The following is a 20,791-nucleotide window of genomic DNA, read 5'->3' as shown; positions in this document are numbered from 1 at the left end:
TCAGTAAGCCTTATTTTAGTGAAGGACGCAGGATAGCTAACACGTGTACGCTGAACAAGTCCGATCAGTTCGAACTAAACCAGCCCAGCCAGCGTAACGGCCATGGATAACGGTGACGAGCATCCTGCTGTGTTGCCTGAGCAATGCGCTCCTGGATAGTCTGCATCAGGGTGGTTTGCCCTTCGCCATCCCATACCAGGTTTGTCAGTAAGGGTAGTGCATCCTCAATCCCTTCGATGGCCCAGATGGCGAACTGCTCTTGTTCAACCGCATCCAGAATCTCCTGGCTGAGGCTTAAATGGCGTGCGTTAGGAGCAGGAATAATTACACCCTGCTTGCCGTTTAAACCGCGCTGCTGGCAGATAGAGAAGAAGCCTTCAATTTTTTCGTTGAGGCCGCCGACAGGCTGGGCACGACCGAATTGGTCCACCGAGCCGGTGATCGCGATGTTCTGATTGATGGGCACTTCCGCCAGGGCGCTGATTAAGGCGCACAGTTCAGCCATAGAGGCGCTATCGCCATCCACTTCGCTGTAGGATTGCTCAAACGTCAGCGAGGCGGAGAAGGGGATCTGTTGCTCAAGCTGCAGCTCAGACATCAAAAACGCCTGCATGATCATCATGCCTTTGGCGTGAATGTTGCCGCCCAGCTCGGCTTTGCGTTCGATGTCGGTAAATTCGCCATCGCCAATATGCACAACGCAGCTGATACGGGACGGCTCCCCGAATGCGCGCGGATGGCCAGGAAATTCAATCACCGACAGGGCGTTGATCTGCCCGACGCGTTCGCCTTCGGTTTCCACCAGAATTTGTTCCAGCAGAATTTCATCCTGCATACGGTCAGCAAGATAGCCTTCTCGCCATTCTCGCTGAGCCAGCATCTGGGTGAGCTGCTCTCCGGTGAACGCACCGTTACCGCTAATCACACCCACTTCACGCAGCTGTTTGCCGATCCAGAGCGGGCAGAGTGGCAGCGTTTCCTGGTCACCGGTATAGCGCACCGCTTCGCGGATCAGGCCTGGCCACGCGTCAGCGGCAGGCGTTGGCAGCGCAAAACGTTCTGCAACGGTCATCACCCACTGGCACCACTGCGCCATATCGTCGGCATCGGCAATCTGGATATTATCTTCGTATTCGCTATATACCGCCTGCTCAGCCAGTTCAGGCTCCATTTCCTGGAAGTCTGCCAGCGACTCACGGTCGCCCGTCAGCACGACGGTTAACGACAGCGGCATAGACGGAATCGAGACAGGTAGGGGACGAGACTCATCGTAGCCGACCCAGTCGAAACGCTGCTGATGCACGATGGTTTTCAGACGCATCCACAGCAGCGGCTGCGAGAGCAGGGTACGCAGTGAGATGATGAGAACACCGCCATTTGCGCGATGTACCAGCCCCGGCTGCAGCGAAAGTTCGCCGTTAAACTGGCGCAGACAACCAAAGAGTTGTTCCGCCTCGACCCAGTTAGCGGTAACCACTTCGCCCTTAGCGGCAAAAGCGCCATCGGCCTGCGCCGCAGGTTCGAAATTGACATCATGTCCCGCAATACGATACTGCCCGCCAAAAACGGCGTTCGCTTCCGGCTTCAGCTGACGCACAGCATCACCGAGCAGCGTCAGGTATTCCGCTTCTTCCGGGGCTTTGAGCAGCATGAAGGGCGCAGTTGCCCAGGGGCTTAACACCTGCTCCAGCGCGTAATGCAAACGGGGCTGCGTATCGCTAAGGATGAATTCGTGTTCTTTTGCGAGATCTGGCTGTGCAAACAGTTCCTGGTAACTTTCGGTATCCGGAACAAGGTCACGCCATGCAAGTTTCGTAATGGTCAAAGTTGATGTTTTTTAGTCAGATGTAAAAGCGTGGAGTATACCGTAAGCGGGGGGCTGTACCCAAGCAGGATTGGGGATTTCGACAGGGCGAATGGCTGCATTCACTCACAGGATATGATTTCTTTTCAGCAGATTGCTAAAAAACTGATATTCTGAACAGAGTTACGTGGTAACACTGAGATCGCAATGAAATATCAACAACTGGAAAATCTCGAAAGCGGCTGGAAATGGAAATACCTGGTCAAAAAGCACCGTGAAGGGGAGCTGATCACCTGCTACATCGAAGCCAGCGCTGCGCAAGAAGCCGTGGATATTTTGCTGACCCTCGAAAATGAACCGGTACAGGTTAACGGGTGGATTGAGAAACACATCAATCCTGCGTTGTTAAACCGGATGAAGCAAACTATCCGCGCGCGACGCAAACGGCATTTTAATGCTGAGCATCAGCACACTCGCAAAAAATCAATCGACCTTGAGTTCGTTGTCTGGCAGCGCCTGGCCGGGCTGGCACAACGACGGGGAAAAACGCTGTCGGAAACCATCGTGCAGCTGATTGAGGATGCAGAACATAAAGAGAAGTACGCCAACCAGATGTCGACGCTGAAGAACGACCTTCAGGCTCTGTTGGGTAAAAAGTAGATTTTTTACTTTTCTTCAGACAATAAAAAACCCCGCATGGCGGGGTTTTTTTATAAGACGATAACTTATGCCGCTGGCTGAGTTACAACGTCTTTGATGCCTTTAACTTCGATCTCTACGCGACGATCTGGAGCCAGGCAGTCGATCAGTGCAGCGCGAGCTTTCACGTTGTCACAGGTGTTGCCAGTAACTGGGTTAGATTCGCCCATACCACGTGGGGAGATCTTGTTAGCTGGGATACCTTTAGAGATCAGGTAATCAACAACAGACTGAGCACGTTTCTCAGACAGTTTCTGGTTGTAAGCGTCAGAACCGATACGGTCGGTGAAGCCCAGAACCACTACAGAACCGTCTTTAGGATCCAGGTTGCTCAGCTGGGTGTACAGCTGATCCAGTGCCTGCTGACCTTCTGGTTTCAGAGTCGCTTTGTTGAAGTTGAACAGAACGTCAGACTTCAGAGTGAAGTGCTTGGTCTGTACTTCTGGAGCTGGAGCCGGCGCTGGAGCAACAACTGGTGCTGCTTCTTCCTGCTGGCCGAAACGGTAGGAAACACCTACGCTCAGCATGCCGTTGTCTGGACGAACACCAACGGTGTTGCCGTCGCCGATGTTGTTAACCCACTGGTATTCCAGACGGGTAGCGATGTCACGGGTCATAGCCCACTCAACGCCACCAGCGAATACTGGGGAAACACCGGTGTCATGGTTGTCGCCAGAAATGTTGTTGCTGGAGTCAGCACGCCATACCATGCCGCCCAGACGGGTGTACACGTCCAGATCGTCAGTGATTGGGTAGCCCAGTTTAGCGGTCAGTTGAACGCCCTGTGCTTTGAAAGCGCCGTTGATGGTGTCGCCTTTGTATGGCATACGACCTAACCAGTCGTAACCCATTTCAAAACCAACATACGGGTTAACCTGATAGCCACCGAACGCACCTGCACCAAGCTGGCTCTCGTGAGTTGGGCCATCATTGTTCAGGCTGCTGTTGTACCAGCCAGTGTCGTGGAACTGAGACCAGCCCAGTTTACCACCTGCATACCAGGTATTATCTTTCGGAGCGGCCTGCGCTACGGTAGCGAAGCCAGCCAGTGCCACTGCAATCGCGATAGCTGTCTTTTTCATTTTTTGCGCCTCGTTATCATCCAAAATTCGCCATGAAAGTCTCAAGAGAGAATCACGGTTAAATCCTTCACCGGGGGGCGTGGTCAAATATAAATCTACCGATATCTTCGGCTTAGGCCGAGCACCCCTGGCGATGTAAAGTCTACAACGTAGCTGAAAACTTACAAGTGTGAAGTCCGTCAGGCATATGAAAAAAAAAGTTCCGTATACCGATTATTTAACATTTTTCGAACGAATTTTGTGCAATAAAATTAAGGAGAACCGCACCAGACAAGCCTTGCCGCAATTTTCAGGTCGGGAACTTAAAACCCATCTTGCGGTCAAAAAAAATTCCAGGAAAAATCTTAATTTCACTCAATGATACAAATTTGAGTGAATTTTTAGCCCAGAAAGTTGTCCTCTGCGGTAAGAATCCGATCGAACCGGACGCATAATGAACCCGATCGCATTCCCTTCTTCAGCGGCTTCAGTCAGACGGAAATGTTCTTCTTCAGTCAATTCTTCCGGTAACCATCCAATCACCACGCTGTAATTCCCTGTGCGTAACGCGCGGATCATCGACTCAACGGTATCGCAAGGCGAGAGTTGATTAATTTGCATGACTTTCGTCAGCGGCAGGCCGGCGGACTGAACCCACTCACGGCTCAGCTTTTGCTGAGGCGTGAGCCAAAGCTGCCAGCGCGATTGCTGACCGAGCTGTTGTAATAACGGCAGTAACAGAAGTTGCGTTAACAAGGGCTGGTCTTCACGATAAACCACTTCACTGATAAGCCCCGTGGAAACACGCTCGATGGAATTCTGCGAGACATTGCCTGCAGCAGAAGAGAGAGAGGTAGCGCGATTTGCATAGCCTGAAGTGTGCATATTCATTCCAGCCCTGTAGTTACTGTATGGATATACAGTAACCCCTGTATACCCAAAGATCAACCTCATTTTCGGAAAGCGACTCGCAAAATTCATTCAATCTTGATGCTCCTCGAAAAATCATCTTGCTCAACGACGTTAAGTTGCCTATTTTCCTGCTAACGGATCCGCTAGTAAGAAATTTAGTTGTTACTTTATGATTTTGAAGGGAAATATCATGAAAAAGATATCTTATGAACGGATTTATAAATCTCAGGAATACCTCTCCCCGTTGGGCGAGATTCATCACCGCGCGTTGTTTGGCGGCTATACCCTTGCGGTGGATGATGCTGTTTTTGCCATGGTCTCAGATGGCGAGCTTTACCTTCGCGCCTGTGAGGAGAGTGCCAAATACTGTGTAAAAAATGCCTCCTCTTTTTTGACGTTGATGAAGCGAGGCCGTCCGGTGCTGCTCAACTATTATCGTGTTGATGACGGATTATGGCAGGACAGGGAGCGGTTACTTCAGCTCTCCTCGTTTGCGCTCAGTGCGGCAAGAAAAGAGCGTTATCAGCGCCATCAACGAAACCGACTCAAGGATCTGCCTAACCTGACCTTTCAGCTTGAAGTCTTGCTCTTTGAAGCTGGCATCACCAATGAGGAAATGTTGCGGGAGCTTGGTGCCAGGGCGTGCTGGCTAAAGATGCGGGCAAAAAATAAAGCGCTGAGTATTAAAGTACTCTTCGCGCTGGAAGGGGCTATCGAGGGGCTGCATGAAGCGGCACTCCCGGCAGACATTCGCCGGGAGCTCACGGAGTGGTTTAATGCGTTGACTGAGCCACAGGAGAATCACTCCTCCAGGTAGCAATGTGCTGTTGCAGCCGGCAAATTTCAGGCAGCAGAGCGATAAGCAGGCCTATCTGCTGAAGCACCAGAGGTGCTTTACTGTCATTTCCCGGGTCTAGATGCGCAATGCGCTGAGCCAGTTCATCCAGCGCCTGTTGAACGCGCGGCTCATCGGCTGGTCGATGATGAAGCGCGTCATCGACATAACAGACGGCGTCATCGAGCAGGTTGAGAATACCCGGGTTGGTGAGTTTCTCACGGTGAGCGCCCAGCGTCGAAATATAGCTGGTGAACGTATGGTTCAGGCAGAGCAGGCGGAACGCGGTCTCACGAATATCCGCCGTGGCGCGAGGCTCCGTCGACATGTTAGAGACTACGGAGGCCAGTTCCGCATCACTGTTGTGCGCGTCGCGGCGGGCTATCCGGTAAGCCAGGCGGTTATCGCGGCCCTGATGATACTGCTCCAGGATCGCGTCAAGGTATCGACAGTTGGCGTTCATCGCCCTGTCTACCACGCGCGGCAAATTTCGGAAACGCCAGTCCGGCCAGATAAAGCTGACCGCGGCCCAGGCAATCGCACAGCCAATCAGGGTATCGATCACGCGGGGCAGGGCGACTTCAAACCCTTCACCCAGCAGGTTAAAGCAGAGCAGCACCAGCAGCGTGATGAACATGGTGGCATGGGCGTACTGCACGTTGCGAAACGCGAAGAACAACACGCCGGTAATCACGATCAGGATCAATTGACCTTCAATGGAGGGCACGAAATAGAGCACCGGAAGGCCAATCGCGACGCCCACCAGCGTGCCGATAATACGCAGCGCAAGACGGTGTCGGGTGGCATTATAGTTCGGCTGGCAGACGAACAGGCTGGTCAGCAGGATCCAATAGCCGTGATGCAGCCCGGTAATCTGGATAAAGGCATACCCCACGCACAGAACCAGCGACATTCGCACGGCGTGCCGAAAGAGAGCCGACTCCGGCGTAAAGTTGCGGCTCAGCCGTAGCCACATATCGCTAACGCTGTGTACGCTGTCATCAGCAAGCTGGTTTTCCACCTCACTGCCTGGCAGCGCCATCGCTTGTTCGGACTCAATGGTTGCCAGCTGGGCATCAATCGCACGCAGGTTGTTAAGCAGAAAACCCAGCGCTTTGATGTGTTCCGGTGACGTTCCGCTGGCCTGAACGCGGTCGAGTGCCGCATCAAGATGGCTGAATACGCGTTCAAAGCGGGGGTCATGCTGATAGGGCGTGCGCAGCAGAATGGAGTGCGAGAGCTGTTGGCACGCCTGGGATTGCATGGACAGCAGGCGCTGAAAGCGGAACATCACGTCGCTGTAGCGGAACTTCTCGCGCAGGGCGGCATACTGAACGTGCGAGGAGCTGGCGCGTTCATGAATGTCCTGGGCTGCAAAATAGTAGTGAAGCGTCCGTCGTGTTCCGCGCTGACCGCGATCGCCGCGCAGACGGGTAAGCAGGGAAGCTTTTGTCTGATTAAGGGTGGCGACCAGCTGGCCATTTGCCAGGGCCAGATCGTAGAGCGGTGCCTGGCTTTCTTCCTCGATGTCCGGGTCGAACAGCCGGGATTTCAGTTCCAGATAGCGGGCTAGCTGCTCAAAGCTGCGGGCAAGGTTATCCTGCAGCGGGCGAACCGGGAAAATCAGATGACCGGTTAGCGTCAGCAGGTTATACCAGATGGCGCCCAGCAACAGCAGAACCGGCTGCTGGTACCACTGGTCGTACAGGGAAACGCCCAGCATGGTGTAGATAGCGATCAGCAATGCACCAAAAGCGATGGTGGCATAGCGCTGCCCAAGCCCGCCCAGCAAAATAAACCCGCTGGTTGAGAGCGTAAGGCCCAGGGCAAACAGCCAGGGCCACGGGAAAAGCAGCTCAACGGAAGCTGACGCAATAAAAAAGCAGACGAGCGTAATGACCAGGTTACGTAAACGCCCGGCCAGACGGTCGTCCAGATCCGCCAGCGCCCCGGCGACCACCCCAAGCGTGAGCGGAATGGTGAGCTTGACATCATTCAGCCACCAGGGCAGGGCAACCGTGCCGCAAAGCGCGATAAATATCCTGACGTTATAAAGCCAGGTGCTGTTCCAGGTATAACGGCGAAGCAGTGGGCTTAGCATAAGCGCGGCCAGTCCTTATTTACTGAAAACGACGGCGAGCGTTTGCTTCGCGCGCCGCTCTGGCCACTTCTACCGGAACAACCCTGCGACCAACGGGCCAAAGGGCGATAGCGGCGATCTTAAAGTTTGCGATCCCCACAGGAATACCAATAATCGTGATGCACTGTGCAATACCGGCAAAAATATGCATGATGCACAGCCACCAGCCAAAGAAAATCAGCCACAGAATGTTAAGCAGGGTTCCGCCCGTATTCATCAGGGCGTTTTTGCTCTCCGGATTCAGCTCGTCAACGTGGATGGCTTCATTCCCGTAGGGGATTAAGGAGAGTTTTGTGATTTCCCAGCAGGAACGGGTCAGGGGAAGCGTGAAAATCAGGACGATGCTCACCAGCGTGGCAAAAAGCCAGGAAAGGGTGGTGGCAAAACCGCCCAGCACAAAATTCAACACATTCAGAACGGTACGCATAAACGCTCACTTCCTTTCGATATAATTAACGCCCAATGATTGTAACGTTTTTTTAGGCTGGAGCACCTTAAAACTGGCAGTTAAACTGTCAGGTAAATTATCTCTTCGTGGATTTGGCGGAACATGGAACTGAAAGCAACGTCGCTGGGCAAACGCCTGGCACAACACCCTTACGACAGGGTTGTTCTCCTTAATGCCGGGGTGAAAGTCTCCGGGGAACGCCACGAATACCTTATTCCGTTTAATCAGCTTCTGGCTATTCATTGCAAACGCGGTCTGGTGTGGGGCGAGCTGGAGTTCGTTCTGCCTGACGATAAAGTCGTGCGCCTTCATGGCACCGAGTGGGCGGAAACCCAGCGTTTCCATCATCATCTGAACGCACTCTGGCAGCAGTGGAGCCAGGATATGAGCGTGATTGCCGCCCAGGTGCTGCAGCAGGTGCTGGACGATATCGCCCAGAGCAACGCGCAGCACGCGTGGCTGACCCGTCAGCAGACTGCCGGCCTGCAGCAAAAGATCCGGCAGGCACTCTCGGCGCTGCCGCTCTCCGTGACGCGTCTCGACGAGTTTGACAACTGTCGCGACGCCTGGCGCCAGTGTCAGGCCTGGCTGAATGAAAAGGATAAAAGCCGTCTCGCCCATAACCAGGCCTGGACGGATGCCATGCTTACCCAATACGCCGATTTTTTCAGTACGGTGGAATCTTCACCGCTCAATCCGGCTCAGGCGCGCGCGGTGGTCAACGGCGAGCAGTCGCTGTTGGTGCTCGCGGGAGCCGGTAGCGGAAAAACGTCGGTGCTGGTCGCGCGTGCCGGCTGGCTGCTGACGACCGGGGAAGCGGTTGCCGATCAAATCCTGCTTCTGGCCTTTGGCCGTAAGGCCGCGCAGGAGATGGACGAACGGATCCAGGAGCGCCTGCACACCCGGGATATCACGGCCAGAACATTCCATGCCCTTGCGCTACATATTATTCAGCAGGGCAGTAAAAAAGTGCCGTCCATCAGTAAGCTGGAAAACGACGCGCAGGCGCGTCAGGCGCTGTTCATCAAAACGTGGCGCCAGCAGTGCAGCGAGAAAAAGGCGCAGGCGAAAGGGTGGCGTCAGTGGCTGGAAGAGGAGCTTAACTGGGAGGTGCCAGAGGGCAGTTTCTGGCAGGATGACAAACTGGCGCGTCGGCTGGGTTCGCGACTTGACCGTTGGGTCAGCCTGATGCGAATGCACGGCGGATCGCAGGCAGAGATGATTGAAAGCGCGCCGGAGGCAATCCGCGAGCTGTTTTCGAAGCGGGTCAAGCTGATGGCGCCGCTGCTGAAGGCCTGGAAAACAGCATTGAAAGAAGAAAATGCGGTCGATTTCTCCGGTTTGATCCATCAAGCCATCATCATTCTTGAAAAGGGACGTTTTGTCAGCCCGTGGAAACATATTCTGGTGGATGAGTTCCAGGATATTTCTCCACAGCGTGCGGCTCTGCTCTCGGCGCTGCGGGCACAAAATAAACATACCTCTCTGTTTGCGGTGGGTGACGACTGGCAGGCCATCTATCGCTTCAGCGGGGCACAGCTTTCGCTGACGACCGCATTCCACCACTATTTTGGCGAAGGCGATCGCAGCGATCTGGACACGACCTACCGCTTCAATTCACGGATTGGTGAAATCGCCAACCGCTTTATCCAGCAGAACCCGCATCAGCTGGCAAAACCGCTCAATAGCCTGCGGCCTGGGGATAAAAAAGCAGTGACCCTGCTGGCGGACGATCAGCTGGAACCGCTGCTGGACAAGCTCAGCGGCTACGCGAAGCCCGATGAGCGTATCCTGGTGCTGGCACGCTACCATCACCTTAAACCTGAGGCGCTGGAAAAAGCCGCCACCCGCTGGCCGAAACTGCAGCTTGAATTTATGACGATTCATGCCAGCAAAGGGCAGCAGGCCGATTATGTGATCGTGGTGGGGCTGAAAGAGGGGAGCGACGGTTTCCCGGCCCCGGCCCGTGAGTCGGTGATGGAACAGGCCCTGCTGCCGGAGCCGGAAGATTTCCCGGATGCCGAAGAGCGGCGTTTGCTGTATGTGGCAATGACCCGCGCGCGCCATCGCGTGTGGCTGCTGTTCAATAAAGAGGAGCCATCCGTGTTTGTCGATATTTTGAAGAGTATAGATGTGCCGGTGGCGCGGAAGCCATAACGCCGCCGGGCAAGGATGGGTAGGCCGGGTAAGGCGTAGCCGCCACCCGGCTAAAAAAGCTACTTCAATCTCTCTGAAAGATAACGCTGATAGTCCGGAATAAGGATATCTACCGGTGAGTTAAACTGCGGCGATTCGATGATGAAATCCGCCGTCGAGAGGTTTGTCGCCACCGGAATATTCCACACCGTCGCCAGGCGCAGCAGCGCTTTGACATCCGGATCGTGCGGAACCGCGTTCAGCGGGTCCCAGAAGAAGATCAGCACATCAATTTTCCCTTCGGAAATCTGCGCGCCGACCTGCTGATCGCCGCCCATCGGGCCGCTCAGCATCGCATTCACCTGCAGACCCGTTTCGCGCTGGATCAGGTTACCGGTTGTACCGGTCGCCGACAGGGCGTGTTTTTCCAGCAAAGACTGATGGCGGCGAACCCAGTTAAGCAGCATTTGTTTACAGTGATCGTGCGCCACAAGAGCAATGTGTTTGCGCTCAGGTAGCGTGCGTGTTGTCAGTTCCATAATCATATCCATCAGGTTAACTGACTACACGATGACGGGAACCGTCTGACGCTGCAAGAGAAAGGCGTAAAAAATGTGGCTTATGATGAAGGTTGTTGTTTTGCCCACTGTAAAAAACGGGCCCGCGTGTCGGGATCGGCCTGCTGGAACCAGAACTTAAGGCGCTGTTCCGTCAGGGTCTGGGACTGGGGAGGAATGACGTCCAGTTCGGAGACGCCGGACAAAAGCGTACTGTCGTCCGCCATCATAGTGGCAAACTGAGGAAGAGAGGCGCGTTTACCCGCTTTGTTATAGGTCTGGGTCGCTGCCTCGTAGTCCGGACCTTTCGGTGAGGTCGTCAGCGCCAGAATATCCAGCTTCACCGGAATCGGCATCGCATCCCCGTCCAGCAGTTCAACGCGGGGTGAAGCGTCGAAGGCCGCAGATTCCTTCTCCGTTTCAAGGCGAGGCAGGGTGATATTCACCTGACTGATTTGCTGGGTATTAAAGCTGACGATCAGCGGCGGCGAGATGTACATCCTTTGCTCGTGATTCGCCAGACCGATCGATTTTTCCACCCTGAATACCAGCTGATGCGGCCCGTTATCCAGCTCGATGCTGTCCGCACCGCGCAATAACGAGCTGGAGACCTTTTTTCCGTCCAGTACAAGGAGATCAATGTCGGTAGAGAGCCGGAGCGTGGTAGCAAAAACGCAGACCGGCATCACTAACGCAATCAGAGCAGTGGCAATACCGGTTTTCATAGAAGGCTCCCGTCAGAAATCCTGTCGCCGCATTAATGTATCTAAATTTTTCGATAATCACGTTTACTAACATATAGACATATTTCGCCGTTTTGCCCTCATGCATCTGTATGGGATGGATGGTTGAGATGTGCGGTTTGGCGTACACTTTTAAAAAAGCCAGGAGAAAAACCATGAAAGAGAACGATATTGCCGAGATTCTGACATCTACGCGTACCATTGCGCTGGTGGGCGCGAGCGATAAACCCGATCGCCCAAGCTATCGGGTGATGAAATACCTTCTCGATCAGGGCTATCACGTTATCCCGGTCTCGCCAAAAGTGGCGGGGAAAACCTTACTCGGTCAGCAGGGGTATGCCACGCTCGCTGACGTGCCGGAAAAAATTGATATGGTTGATGTCTTCCGAAACTCCGAGGCAGCGTGGGAAGTGGCGCAGGACGCTATCGCTGTAGGGGCGAAAACGCTGTGGATGCAGCTGGGTGTGATTAACGAGCAGGCTGCGGTACTGGCGCGGGATGCGGGGCTGAACGTCGTCATGGACCGCTGTCCGGCGATCGATATCCCCCGTCTGGGGCTAGCGAAGTAATAAAAAAAAGCCCGTTCATCGGGCTTTTTTTACACGCTTAGTTCCGCAGGCGCGGAGCCTGTAACTGTTTGCGGATAGTCTGAGCAAGTTCATCCATAGTGGGTTGCTCCGGATGCTCTTCCTGCAGCTCGCTACTCAGCTGCGCTTCGGCAAGGTAGGTGTGGACGGGTTGCCCGTCGTCACCTTCCATCACCACATGGTACCAGGGCGCGGCGCGAAGCTCTGCGTTCACCGCCAGCTCGTCTGCTGACGGTTCATCAAGGGAATACTCCGGGTCGATATCCACGACCACACCCAAATACCCGAGCAAAGTGTGGCGGACCTGCTGGCCGATACCGAATTTGCTGGCAATCATAGTCACCTCCCGGGAAATACGACTTACACGTTATGTGCGGGCAATATTTCTCTTTTCAAGTTACATGACGCGACAGGCAAACCCTTTCAGATACAGTCCTTCCGGGTAGGTAGCAATCACGGGATGATCGGCTGCCTGACGGAACTGCTCTATAAATTGTACATCACGGCCAGCATCTATTGCGGCGTCGGCGATGATTTTCTGAAATAAATCTGTGGTCATCAGGCCGGAGCAGGAGAACGTGAGCAGAACCCCGCCCGGATTCAGCAGCTGGATGGCCAGCATGTTGATATCTTTATACCCACGGCACGCGCCCATCAGCTGGCTTTTATTTTCCACAAACTTTGGTGGATCCATCACGATGACGTCGAACTTCTCGCCCTGATCGCGATATTTACGCAGCAACTTGAACACGTCATCGCGTACAAATTCCGCTTTGCTCAGATCCAGCTTGTTCAGCTCGACGTTCTGTTTTGCCACGTCCAGCGCTTCCTGCGAGGTATCCACGCTGACAACCTGGGCACAGCCGCCCATCAGAGCTGAAACGGCAAAACCGCCGGTATAGGAGAAGCAGTTCAGCACGCGTTTGTCGGCAACGTACTGACGCGTAGCCAGACGACTGTCGCGCTGGTCGAGGTAATAACCCGTTTTGTGCCCGCCCTGAATATCCACCAGCAGCTTCATGCCGTGCTCTTCAATCGGCAGCAGGGCAGGCGGCAGTTCGCCGGTCACTGGGCCTTGCGTCAGCTCCATGCCCTCTTTTTTGCGCACCGCCACATCGCTGCGGTCGTAAATGGCACACTGCGGGAACAGGGTTTGCAGGGCGCTAATCAGCGCGGCACGCTGGTATTCCGCCCCGGCGCTCAGAAGTTGCAGCACCAGGAAGTTGCCGAAGCGATCGATGGTTACACCTGGCAGCCCGTCGGACTCACCGGCAATCAGGCGGTAGCTGTCCAGCCCGTCGCGTTTTGCCAGCCATTCGCGCCACTGCTGCGCCTGCTGCAGGCGGCGGACGAAGAAGTCGATATCGATGGTTTCATCTTTATCGAAGGTCCAGACGCGGGCACGGATCTGGGACGCTGGCGAGTAAGCGCCTCGCGCTAACCATTTCCCCTGATGGTCAACGATATCAATGGTTTCACCGAGGCTGGCTTTACCTTCCATACGGGCAACCGCGCCGGAAAAGACCCAGGGATGACGGCGCAGTAATGATTTCTCGCGCCCTTTGGCTAACACTAAACGTACACTCATAATTTGCTGTTCTGTCGATTTCAGGAAATGGCGCGTAGATTACCACATTCAGCAAGGCGCAATCATCTGCGGATGCCGTTGAGCGTTTCGGCACAAAATCAAATCGCTTAGGCACATTACGATATTGCAGCTGGCTTTAGAGTGGGGCTTCCGGTACAGCAAAGGGAGCACCCATGAAAAAGCGCAGTGTAATAGCCATAGCCGCTCTGGCGGCAATGAGTTCTCAGGTTTTAGCGGCAACGCCTTTCGGTATCACCAGCCGGGATATTTCCGGCGAACGGCGGTTAGCGACACAGCAGGTGTTTGAGGGGTTCGGCTGCCACGGTGGAAATACTTCACCACAGCTGGCATGGAAGAATCCCCCCGCCGGTACGAAAAGTTTTGCCGTTACGGTATATGACCCGGATGCACCTACCGGCAGCGGCTGGTGGCACTGGACAGTAGCCAATATTCCGGCGAAGACAATGACGCTGCCCGCTGATGCCGGTAATCCAAACGGCGAGAAATTACCTGCCGGCACTGTGCAGGGGCGTAATGATTTCGGCTATTCTGGATTCGGCGGCGTATGTCCACCCGCCGGGGATAAGCCTCACCGCTATCAGATTACCGTCTGGGCGCTGGACGTGGATAAACTGCCCGTAGACAAAAATGCCAGCGGCGCGCTGGTCGGTTTTATGATCAACAGTCACGCTCTGGCAAAGGCTCAGTTAACAGCAACCTATAGCAGATAAGGATGGCAGGGTGCAGGAGTTTCATTTTCGACATAAACATCTTACAGCGGGTGAAGTGACTGCCAGCAAAATGCATCGCCTGCACCAGGTTAAACTTTTTTTTCCGGCTATTTGTCATATCACTCACGGCAGTAAGGTGATTGTTCAGGATGATAACCGCCTGGAGGCGACACGGGATGAGCTCATTATTATCCCGGCCAATACGTCGATGGAAATTATCAATCAGCCTGTAAACGGGCTGTTTCACTCGGATTTGCTAATGTTATCGCCGGAAATTGTTGCCGAGTTTAAAGCGCATTACCTGAAATCCTGGCCGCGCACGACGCTGCATTCGCTCTGTGCTCCGCTGAGCGAGGGGCTGGCATTTATGTGGGACAACCTGCTGCACGCCGTCCGTCAGGATTTACCGGAGGCGCTACAAAAGCATCAGGCTTTCGGCCTTTTGCTGGCCCTGCTGCATGACGGTGTGGCGGGTCCGCTGCTTGTTGAGCGAAACAGTAACCTGACCGAGCAGGTGCGACAGTTCATTATGCTGTCGCCCGCCAGAGCCTGGACCGCGCAGGACGTTGCCAGCCGTCTGGCCCTGAGCGTACCGACGCTGCGCAGACGGTTACGCGAGGAGTCACAGAGTTTTCGCCAGATTGTCGAGGAGGTGAGGATGGCCGTGGCTTTGTCACAGCTACAGTCAACCCGATTACCGATCGGCGAAATCGCATTACAATGTGGGTATCTTTCCAGCTCTCGTTTCACTGCCCGTTTCCGGCAACACTATGGCTGCTTACCGAAAACGCTACGTTAAGGAGAAGAAGAATGTCTAAAGTCTGCACTATTGCCTGGGTTCACGGCGTTGTTCAGGGCGTCGGGTTCCGCTACAGCACCCAGCGCGAAGCTGTTGAGCTTGGGCTAACGGGATACGCGCGCAACATGGACGACGGAAGCGTCGAAGTGGTCGCCTGCGGCGAAGCGGAGCAGGTCGACAAGCTGGTGGCGTGGCTGAAAGCGGGTGGGCCGCGCAGCGCGCGGGTTGATAAGGTCTTAACGGAACCCCATCAACCGGGGCGCGAATACGTAAATTTCGGTATTCGGTATTAAATACACTTCACCGGCTTAGGCAGGCCAGCAATTTTGGTGGCCTGTTTTGCCGGGCCTTTCGGGAACAGACGATACAGATAGCGGCTGTTGCCTTTCTCTTCACCGAACTTATTGGCCATCGCCTTGACCAGCATGCGGATGGCCGGAGAGGTGTTGAATTCAAGATAGAACTCGCGAACAAAACGCACCACTTCCCAGTGTTCTGGAGAGAGGGTTATCCCTTCGTTTTCCGCAATTTTCTCCGCCAGCGGTTCGCTCCAGATCGTCGTATCTTTCAGATAGCCTTCGCTATCGGTCTCAATTTCCTGGCCTGCAAAAATGAACATAATTTTCTGTCGTGTGTGAAAAAACCGGCGACAGTGTAGCAAAAAAGAGGCCGCAGGATAAACCGTGCCCTACAGGAGGAGCTGCAGCAGATTATTGGCATTAAGCTTTTTCAGCGCGTTGCATTTATGGGTCGAAACCTGTTTCTCAGACATACGCGTCATGATGGCAATGTGGCGTACCGGCAACCCGGTAAGCATCAGATCGAGCACGTTGAATTCAAGGCCGGTAAGACAGCAGTCAAGACTTCGAACGCGACGGGGCTCTTTTGCCAGCAAATACGCCGCATCGGCAACGGCGATCCTGTCGTCGATGATATAAAGCGTTAGCGTACCGAAACGCTTGCGTAAATGCGTCGCCAGCGCCCACCCTTTTTCATTGCAGACCAGATAAAGGCTGCCTTGCCAGCGGGCGGCTTCCAGTCTGAGTAAAATGTTAATCAGTGCCTGATGCGTACCCGCAACGGAAAAACGACAGCGTACGACAACCACGCGGCGGGTAAGCAGAGTTGGCTGCCATTGTACGGTATCGCTTATGACCTCTGGCTGGACGCCCCGACGCAGCAGCGCATAGCGCAACCCTTCGGCGTAAAATCGATTGTTGTCGAGAATGGCGTAACTCACGGTGACCTCGTTATAACGTGCTGGGGGTATAGATAACGCGCAGCGTGCCGGTGTAGTCGCCCGCGTTTTTGCTGCTGGCAGCAAACGCGGGGGTTTTCAGGATAATCGGTGCAGGAATGCACAGTACGCTCTCGCGTCCGCCGGGCAGCACGACCTGACGCAGATACTGCGGATCGTTTGTGCCTTGCCAGACAAGGGTTTTACCGTTCGAGACGGTTTCGGTTGCGCCTGTTATTGGATTGGTGACGGAGACCCGATAATCGAGACGATCCCGCGCATCGGTCTGGCTACCGCCACGTCGCCTGATAGAAAACGCGCCATCTGCACGGCCCGCTGACGTAAGTCCGTCGTCCTCAAACCGAAGGTAGGCGCGGGTGCTGGTACTGTTATTGCCGTCGTACAGGCACATATCCAGCGAGTTCTCACCCTGGATCTCACTGCCTCCCGGTCGCCCCGGGAAGTTGGTCAGGTTGAGGTTAACGATGGGCGTTGAGTGCGGAAAGGCTGGCAGATATATCTGCTGGTTTCCCGGGTCGACCACCTCAATGCGAATATTTGCCTGCCATTTGGCGATGGTGAGATAGCCAGGACAACCGACATTTACGTCATTGAAGTTGCCGCCGCAGTCGGCGCTTCCCCACTGACGCAGGTTCTGCTTCAGCGTGGCGGTCCAGATCCCCGGCAGGGCGAGCTTATCCAGTTCGCTTTTCACGATATAGAAATCGAAATAAGGCTCTCTGTTCCAGTCAGCGATGGTGGCCGTTCCCCCTGTCACGAAGCTGGCAAAGGTAAACACTTTGTTGTTGATAAACATGTAGTGATCGCCATACACCTTGATATCCGCCGTCTTGCCGGTGAGGGTATGCGTGAAACGTAAATTGATGGCATAGGGCGCGGCCGGGTTTGCCGAGAACCAGACCGGTGAGTTCATGCAGGCGCCGTTCGTGGTATCGGTACGGGACTGACAGGTCAGGGTATTGCGTCCCCACTTTTGCGGATCTGCGGCGTCAAAGCCGCCCGATTCATGAAACCAGATGTCAAAACGCGCGGGCGGCGCGGTGCGATCGAAGCTGATCCCTACGCTGGTGTTTCGTCCCGCGGGAGAGCCTGCCAGCGTCTGGCTGGCCCACAGGCTTAAGAACAGTAAAATAAAGAGGCACTTAATCACATCATTTCCCTTTAGTGAGGCTATCGGTGTTCATGGCAGTCGGGCCAGCAGGAACCGACCGTCCGGCCAGCATCAGCTGTGCCTGCTGCTGGACGGCATCCGGCAGGGCGGAGAAGGTTAACTCCTTACAGGGGATCGACCCGACGTAACGCACCACGTCGCGCATACTCTTCACGTTCAGCGCACACTGATAAAACTGCTGCTGACGCACCAGGTAGAGGTTATGCAGCAGGGCGTCGCTTTGGGCGCTAAACCCGCCGTTGCCAAGGTCGCTCCAGCCGTTCACGTTCAGCGGCACGCCGCCGATAAACGGCGAATGACGCTCGTCGGTTAACTGGCCGAGCCAGGTGTAGCTTGCGGTGGTTTGCACGTCCCGGCGCAGCAGTTTGCCAGGCACCATAAACAGCGTTCTGCTGCCCGATCCTTGCGTGATTTCACTGCTGGCTCCTCGTGAGACATCCAGCGATTCGTTAACCGTCAACGTTGTCTGCTGATAGCCCGGCACCGCGAAGAGGGCGCGGCTATTGCCCGGAATATCTGCGCTGCCGCCGTTATCCAGCGACACGGCCACGCGCGGATCCTGAGCATCTTCCGGCGTGGTCACGTTCACCGCGACGGCGGAAGCAGGGCGACCGTCGCTCCAGCGGCCCAGCCACAGGCCAGAACGCGACAGCGCAAGGGTCGAGCTGTAGTTGCCGCTGCTGCTCAGCGTATGGCGCCGATCCTGACGATCCCAGGCGTCGCTGACGGTAAGACTGCCGTTGCCATATCGCCCGCCCTGGCGCGTATAGGCTGAGGTATTCAGCGAGTCGCTGTTAATGCCCGATGCGCTAAGGCCGTACTCATTTTCGCCGCGGGCATCGGCATACCAGTTATGCGCCACGCTGTAGCTCAGCTGGTTTTTTTCACGTTGCTGGTGCTGCCATGTCGCGCCCAGAGAGGTGTAGCTTGATGCATCGCCCTGACGGTTATGCGTCATGGACAGGCTCACGCTCAGGTAGCCGCCTTTATCCCTGCCTTCGCGTGAGTCATCGTTACGCATGAACAGGTTAATGCTGCTGTTAATGTTCAGACCATGGGGGCTGAAGGCCTTGCTCAGGCCACCCTGCCAGGCCCGCGTACGCGAGCGGGTCATATAGACTGATTCCCACGGCAAACCCGCATCGTGGCGATCGTCGCTGTCCGGGAGCTCCCGACGTGAAACGTACCGTCCTTCGTTGCGGTTATCCGAATACCCCAGGCTCGCATACCAGGCGCCGACCGGGACGGAGAACATCACCGAGAGGGTGCGATAACAGCCGTTCACGGCATCAAACCCTGTACTTCGTGTGTTGCAGTTTTCCGCTGATAGCGCGTTGCGATAGAGGCTAAGTGAAAAACCGTCGTTGTAGCTGATTTGCTGGATATTGCCTCGCTGGCCTTCGCTGCCGTAAAGGTAGCTAAACCGGGTACTCAGCACGCCATCGATCGGGCCCGCGTTGAAGCCCCGGCTCCAGTCGATCGCATTTTCCAGGAAACGCTGGTTTTTCTTGAACGTTGCGCCGCTGGTTAGCGCCAGCGACGGGGTCAGGGGCAGGCGTACGCCCGCCTGCGCAACCGCACGGCGTTCTTCGTTTTGTTCGCTGTTGTCGGTTTCGCCCGCCTGCAGGAACCACTCGACGCGGTCGAATGGCGTAATGCCGGTTCGGGTAAACGGCACCTGCTCGGTGCGCGTCAGCCGGTTATTTTCATAGATGGAGAGCGTCACGGTGTAGCTCCCGTCCGGGAACGATCGCGTGTCCAGGGTTTGCGCCCCGGCATTCAGATAAAAGCTCGCCAGAAGCTGATTGCCCCGGCGGGCGTCGATACGCGCGTCATGGGAAAGTAGCACGGTAACAGGGGTTCCCTTCGACTGCTGAACCGGATTTATCCACGCCCTTGTCGATCCCGTGCGCAGGCCGCGAATTTTGCCCAGCGGCAGCTGGCTGAGGTTAATATTTCCGCCAGCATTACTGAACAGATCGCGGGTATCCATCTCGCCTAGCTGGACATAGTACTGACGCAAGATATCCTGGCGGAACCAGGCGTTGTTGACGGTTATCTCCTGCTGCTGCTGACGCCGTGAACGCTGTCCCAGCCAGGTCCAGTCGAGATTAACATAGCCGTCCTGCGTGAGCGCCAGCGCGCCGTTGCCCTGCACGGTAGCCGACTGATAATCCCTGTCGGCAACGAAGTTAATGTTCTGCTGATGGATCAGCGCATTTTCAGTGTCCTGCGTGGGCTGATACCACTGATTTTCCGCGATGGCTTTAGGCAGAAATTTCTTGTCCAAAAACAGGCTAATGCGGGCGTTATTCTCGTCATAGATAATGGCCGCGCGGTCGGTATCAATGTAATCGCAGCCTGCTGCGGAGCCGTTGCTGCTGCAGGCCAGGTTGCCGTTACGGGCAAGCGGAACGGCCAGCGCGGCAGACACGGTGGCAACGAGTGCAGGGGCGTCATTGAACCGTCGTTTGATGGCCGCAACCACGGTTTCAGGTGCGACAAAGCTCACCGTTTCAAGGGTGATATCCGTTTCAAAAAGTCCAAGCGACTCGCCGTAGAGGTTGACCTCTGTCCACAGGCGCTGCGTTTTCGCCAGATCTTCAAAACCTGCCGGGACGGCCATCCCGGCGCAGGCGAGTTGGATGGAAGCGGGTAACAAAGCAACAAAGAGGAGGGTATTTCTGTGAAACGCCATGAACGAGCCTCGACATCATCCTGACGTCAGAGGGTGGGCACCCTCTGACGTTATTCCTTAGGTGCTGTGGTGTTACGCACCGCCTTCCGTGGTAGTCGCCTGCGTCAGCATCAGGCTGACAACGCCGCTGTACTGACCGGTTTTCAGAATGCCTTTGGTGGTCTGGGAAATGGTCAGCGGAAGTACCGCTGAACCGTTTTCGATGCTTCCCGGGAACAGTTCGGTACCGGTGTATTCAACATCTGCGGTAGAGAGGGTTTTATCGCCCAGCTTCACCGTCATTGGGATGGTCTCAGCGCCGTCGGCATTCGCCAGCTTCGCGGCGCTCACCAGACGGACTTTCACGTTGCTGGTGGCGGAGTTAGACCACACCTTGGTATTCAGACGATAGCTTTCCAGACCGCGGCCAGGCAGGTACTGCATATCGATGCTTGCCGGCAGCGGCGTGTTATCGGCCTGGGTCATATCCAGCTGTGAATCAACGCTGGCGTTGACGGTAATATCTTTTTGAATCGCCAGCGCGCTAACGGACGTGGTCATCGCGGCAACAATCATTAGAGGTTTAAAGTACTTACGCATTGATATCTCCATATTTACAAATGAGCACCCTGGCTCTTTAAACAA

General features: G+C 55.1%; 21 protein-coding genes. 7 read left to right on the top strand and 14 right to left on the bottom strand.

Annotated features, from left to right (window positions below; translation table 11 throughout):
- Positions 1-64: 64 nt before the first annotated feature.
- Positions 65-1,825, bottom strand: coding sequence for a Lon protease family protein (locus tag UR504_RS04080; RefSeq protein ID WP_302234689.1), 1,761 nt, complete (start codon positions 1,823-1,825; stop codon positions 65-67).
- Positions 1,826-2,011: 186 nt separating this feature from the next.
- Here UR504_RS04080 and matP point away from each other — a divergent pair, with 186 nt between their 5' ends.
- Positions 2,012-2,464 (top strand): macrodomain Ter protein MatP, encoded by a 453-nt coding sequence (matP, locus tag UR504_RS04075; protein WP_008499929.1) that lies wholly within the window; start codon positions 2,012-2,014, stop codon positions 2,462-2,464.
- Positions 2,465-2,529: 65 nt separating this feature from the next.
- Here the strand turns inward: matP and ompA are convergent, their stop codons facing one another.
- Positions 2,530-3,585 carry a porin OmpA gene (gene ompA, locus UR504_RS04070; protein ID WP_023311028.1) on the bottom strand — a complete coding sequence of 352 codons (1,056 nt, stop codon included), beginning with the start codon at positions 3,583-3,585 and terminating at the stop codon, positions 2,530-2,532.
- Positions 3,586-3,939: 354 nt separating this feature from the next.
- Entirely contained in the window at positions 3,940-4,449 is a 510-nt protein-coding gene (sulA, locus tag UR504_RS04065) for an SOS-induced cell division inhibitor SulA (protein WP_111964573.1), read from the bottom strand.
- A gap of 217 nt (positions 4,450-4,666) precedes the next feature.
- On the opposite strand from sulA, the gene UR504_RS04060 reads away from it, so the two are divergent.
- Positions 4,667-5,293: a TfoX/Sxy family DNA transformation protein gene (locus UR504_RS04060; protein WP_127730297.1), complete on the top strand. Its 627-nt coding sequence runs from the start codon at positions 4,667-4,669 to the stop codon at positions 5,291-5,293.
- On the opposite strand, the gene yccS is transcribed toward UR504_RS04060, so the two are convergent.
- Together yccS and UR504_RS04050 are read right to left on the bottom strand one after the other, a co-directional pair.
- Positions 5,250-7,412, bottom strand: coding sequence for a YccS family putative transporter (yccS, locus tag UR504_RS04055; protein WP_302234690.1), 2,163 nt, complete (start codon positions 7,410-7,412; stop codon positions 5,250-5,252). The two genes, UR504_RS04060 and yccS, sit on opposite strands and share 44 nt — an antisense overlap.
- A gap of 19 nt (positions 7,413-7,431) precedes the next feature.
- Positions 7,432-7,878 carry a YccF domain-containing protein gene (locus UR504_RS04050; protein WP_111964540.1) on the bottom strand — a complete coding sequence of 149 codons (447 nt, stop codon included), beginning with the start codon at positions 7,876-7,878 and terminating at the stop codon, positions 7,432-7,434.
- A gap of 123 nt (positions 7,879-8,001) precedes the next feature.
- Between UR504_RS04050 and helD the strand changes: the two genes are divergently transcribed.
- Entirely contained in the window at positions 8,002-10,056 is a 2,055-nt protein-coding gene (gene helD, locus UR504_RS04045; protein ID WP_133294118.1) for a DNA helicase IV, read from the top strand.
- Between the two features lie 59 nt (positions 10,057-10,115).
- On the opposite strand, the gene mgsA is transcribed toward helD, so the two are convergent.
- Positions 10,116-10,574: a methylglyoxal synthase gene (mgsA, locus tag UR504_RS04040; RefSeq protein ID WP_045330803.1), complete on the bottom strand. Its 459-nt coding sequence runs from the start codon at positions 10,572-10,574 to the stop codon at positions 10,116-10,118.
- A gap of 80 nt (positions 10,575-10,654) precedes the next feature.
- The gene (csgI, locus tag UR504_RS04035) at positions 10,655-11,317 is read right to left on the bottom strand and encodes a curli synthesis inhibitor (protein ID WP_302234691.1); all 663 of its coding nucleotides are present in this window, start codon (positions 11,315-11,317) and stop codon (positions 10,655-10,657) included.
- Between the two features lie 173 nt (positions 11,318-11,490).
- Here csgI and UR504_RS04030 point away from each other — a divergent pair, with 173 nt between their 5' ends.
- Complete coding sequence (locus UR504_RS04030) at positions 11,491-11,904, top strand: CoA-binding protein (RefSeq protein WP_008499920.1); 414 nt, start codon at positions 11,491-11,493, stop codon at positions 11,902-11,904.
- A gap of 37 nt (positions 11,905-11,941) precedes the next feature.
- Here the strand turns inward: UR504_RS04030 and hspQ are convergent, their stop codons facing one another.
- Both hspQ and rlmI read right to left on the bottom strand, forming a co-directional pair.
- Entirely contained in the window at positions 11,942-12,259 is a 318-nt protein-coding gene (gene hspQ, locus UR504_RS04025; RefSeq protein WP_008499919.1) for a heat shock protein HspQ, read from the bottom strand.
- Between the two features lie 60 nt (positions 12,260-12,319).
- Positions 12,320-13,510, bottom strand: a complete 1,191-nt coding sequence (gene rlmI / locus UR504_RS04020) for a 23S rRNA (cytosine(1962)-C(5))-methyltransferase RlmI (RefSeq protein ID WP_014883260.1) — start codon at positions 13,508-13,510, stop codon at positions 12,320-12,322.
- A 173-nt stretch (positions 13,511-13,683) separates the two neighbouring features.
- On the opposite strand from rlmI, the gene UR504_RS04015 reads away from it, so the two are divergent.
- From UR504_RS04015 to yccX, 3 genes are read left to right on the top strand one after another with little or no spacing between them, the layout of a single operon-like run.
- Positions 13,684-14,241, top strand: coding sequence for a kinase inhibitor (locus UR504_RS04015; RefSeq protein ID WP_274242477.1), 558 nt, complete (start codon positions 13,684-13,686; stop codon positions 14,239-14,241).
- A 10-nt stretch (positions 14,242-14,251) separates the two neighbouring features.
- Positions 14,252-15,040, top strand: a complete 789-nt coding sequence (locus UR504_RS04010) for an AraC family transcriptional regulator (protein ID WP_127730307.1) — start codon at positions 14,252-14,254, stop codon at positions 15,038-15,040.
- A gap of 11 nt (positions 15,041-15,051) precedes the next feature.
- On the top strand, positions 15,052-15,333 hold the full coding sequence (gene yccX, locus UR504_RS04005) for an acylphosphatase (protein WP_029739909.1): 282 nt from the start codon (positions 15,052-15,054) through the stop codon (positions 15,331-15,333).
- Here the strand turns inward: yccX and tusE are convergent.
- The 5 genes from tusE to UR504_RS03980 form a co-directional block, all read right to left on the bottom strand.
- Complete coding sequence (gene tusE, locus UR504_RS04000) at positions 15,330-15,659, bottom strand: sulfurtransferase TusE (RefSeq protein WP_111964534.1); 330 nt, start codon at positions 15,657-15,659, stop codon at positions 15,330-15,332. The genes yccX and tusE overlap by 4 nt on opposite strands.
- A 69-nt stretch (positions 15,660-15,728) precedes the next feature.
- On the bottom strand, positions 15,729-16,280 hold the full coding sequence (locus UR504_RS03995; protein ID WP_126302784.1) for a LuxR C-terminal-related transcriptional regulator: 552 nt from the start codon (positions 16,278-16,280) through the stop codon (positions 15,729-15,731).
- Positions 16,281-16,290: 10 nt separating this feature from the next.
- Positions 16,291-17,448 (bottom strand): CfaE/CblD family pilus tip adhesin, encoded by a 1,158-nt coding sequence (locus UR504_RS03990; protein WP_111964532.1) that lies wholly within the window; start codon positions 17,446-17,448, stop codon positions 16,291-16,293.
- 1 nt (position 17,449) lies between these two features.
- Positions 17,450-20,167, bottom strand: coding sequence for a TcfC E-set like domain-containing protein (locus UR504_RS03985; RefSeq protein ID WP_320739350.1), 2,718 nt, complete (start codon positions 20,165-20,167; stop codon positions 17,450-17,452).
- A gap of 72 nt (positions 20,168-20,239) precedes the next feature.
- Complete coding sequence (locus UR504_RS03980) at positions 20,240-20,746, bottom strand: CS1 type fimbrial major subunit (protein WP_021240847.1); 507 nt, start codon at positions 20,744-20,746, stop codon at positions 20,240-20,242.
- Between the last annotated feature and the right edge of the window lie 45 nt (positions 20,747-20,791).

Origin of the sequence: Enterobacter sp. 241F3 (assembly GCF_034106785.1) — a bacterium.
Lineage (GTDB): Bacteria > Pseudomonadota > Gammaproteobacteria > Enterobacterales > Enterobacteriaceae > Enterobacter > Enterobacter vonholyi.
This window is presented reverse-complemented; position numbering and strand designations above follow the sequence as displayed.

Bases quoted from the DNA above. Each gene is read 5' to 3' on its own strand.
- matP (WP_008499929.1), top strand. From the start codon at position 2,012: ATGAAATATCAACAACTGGAAAATCTCGAAAGCGGCTGGAAATGGAAA.
- ompA (WP_023311028.1), bottom strand. From the start codon at position 3,585: ATGAAAAAGACAGCTATCGCGATTGCAGTGGCACTGGCTGGCTTCGCT.
- sulA (WP_111964573.1), bottom strand. From the start codon at position 4,449: ATGCACACTTCAGGCTATGCAAATCGCGCTACCTCTCTCTCTTCTGCT.
- UR504_RS04060 (WP_127730297.1), top strand. From the start codon at position 4,667: ATGAAAAAGATATCTTATGAACGGATTTATAAATCTCAGGAATACCTC.
- yccS (WP_302234690.1), bottom strand. From the start codon at position 7,412: ATGCTAAGCCCACTGCTTCGCCGTTATACCTGGAACAGCACCTGGCTT.
- UR504_RS04050 (WP_111964540.1), bottom strand. From the start codon at position 7,878: ATGCGTACCGTTCTGAATGTGTTGAATTTTGTGCTGGGCGGTTTTGCC.
- helD (WP_133294118.1), top strand. From the start codon at position 8,002: ATGGAACTGAAAGCAACGTCGCTGGGCAAACGCCTGGCACAACACCCT.
- mgsA (WP_045330803.1), bottom strand. From the start codon at position 10,574: ATGGAACTGACAACACGCACGCTACCTGAGCGCAAACACATTGCTCTT.
- csgI (WP_302234691.1), bottom strand. From the start codon at position 11,317: ATGAAAACCGGTATTGCCACTGCTCTGATTGCGTTAGTGATGCCGGTC.
- UR504_RS04030 (WP_008499920.1), top strand. From the start codon at position 11,491: ATGAAAGAGAACGATATTGCCGAGATTCTGACATCTACGCGTACCATT.
- hspQ (WP_008499919.1), bottom strand. From the start codon at position 12,259: ATGATTGCCAGCAAATTCGGTATCGGCCAGCAGGTCCGCCACACTTTG.
- rlmI (WP_014883260.1), bottom strand. From the start codon at position 13,510: ATGAGTGTACGTTTAGTGTTAGCCAAAGGGCGCGAGAAATCATTACTG.
- UR504_RS04015 (WP_274242477.1), top strand. From the start codon at position 13,684: ATGAAAAAGCGCAGTGTAATAGCCATAGCCGCTCTGGCGGCAATGAGT.
- yccX (WP_029739909.1), top strand. From the start codon at position 15,052: ATGTCTAAAGTCTGCACTATTGCCTGGGTTCACGGCGTTGTTCAGGGC.
- tusE (WP_111964534.1), bottom strand. From the start codon at position 15,659: ATGTTCATTTTTGCAGGCCAGGAAATTGAGACCGATAGCGAAGGCTAT.
- UR504_RS03985 (WP_320739350.1), bottom strand. From the start codon at position 20,167: ATGGCGTTTCACAGAAATACCCTCCTCTTTGTTGCTTTGTTACCCGCT.
- UR504_RS03980 (WP_021240847.1), bottom strand. From the start codon at position 20,746: ATGCGTAAGTACTTTAAACCTCTAATGATTGTTGCCGCGATGACCACG.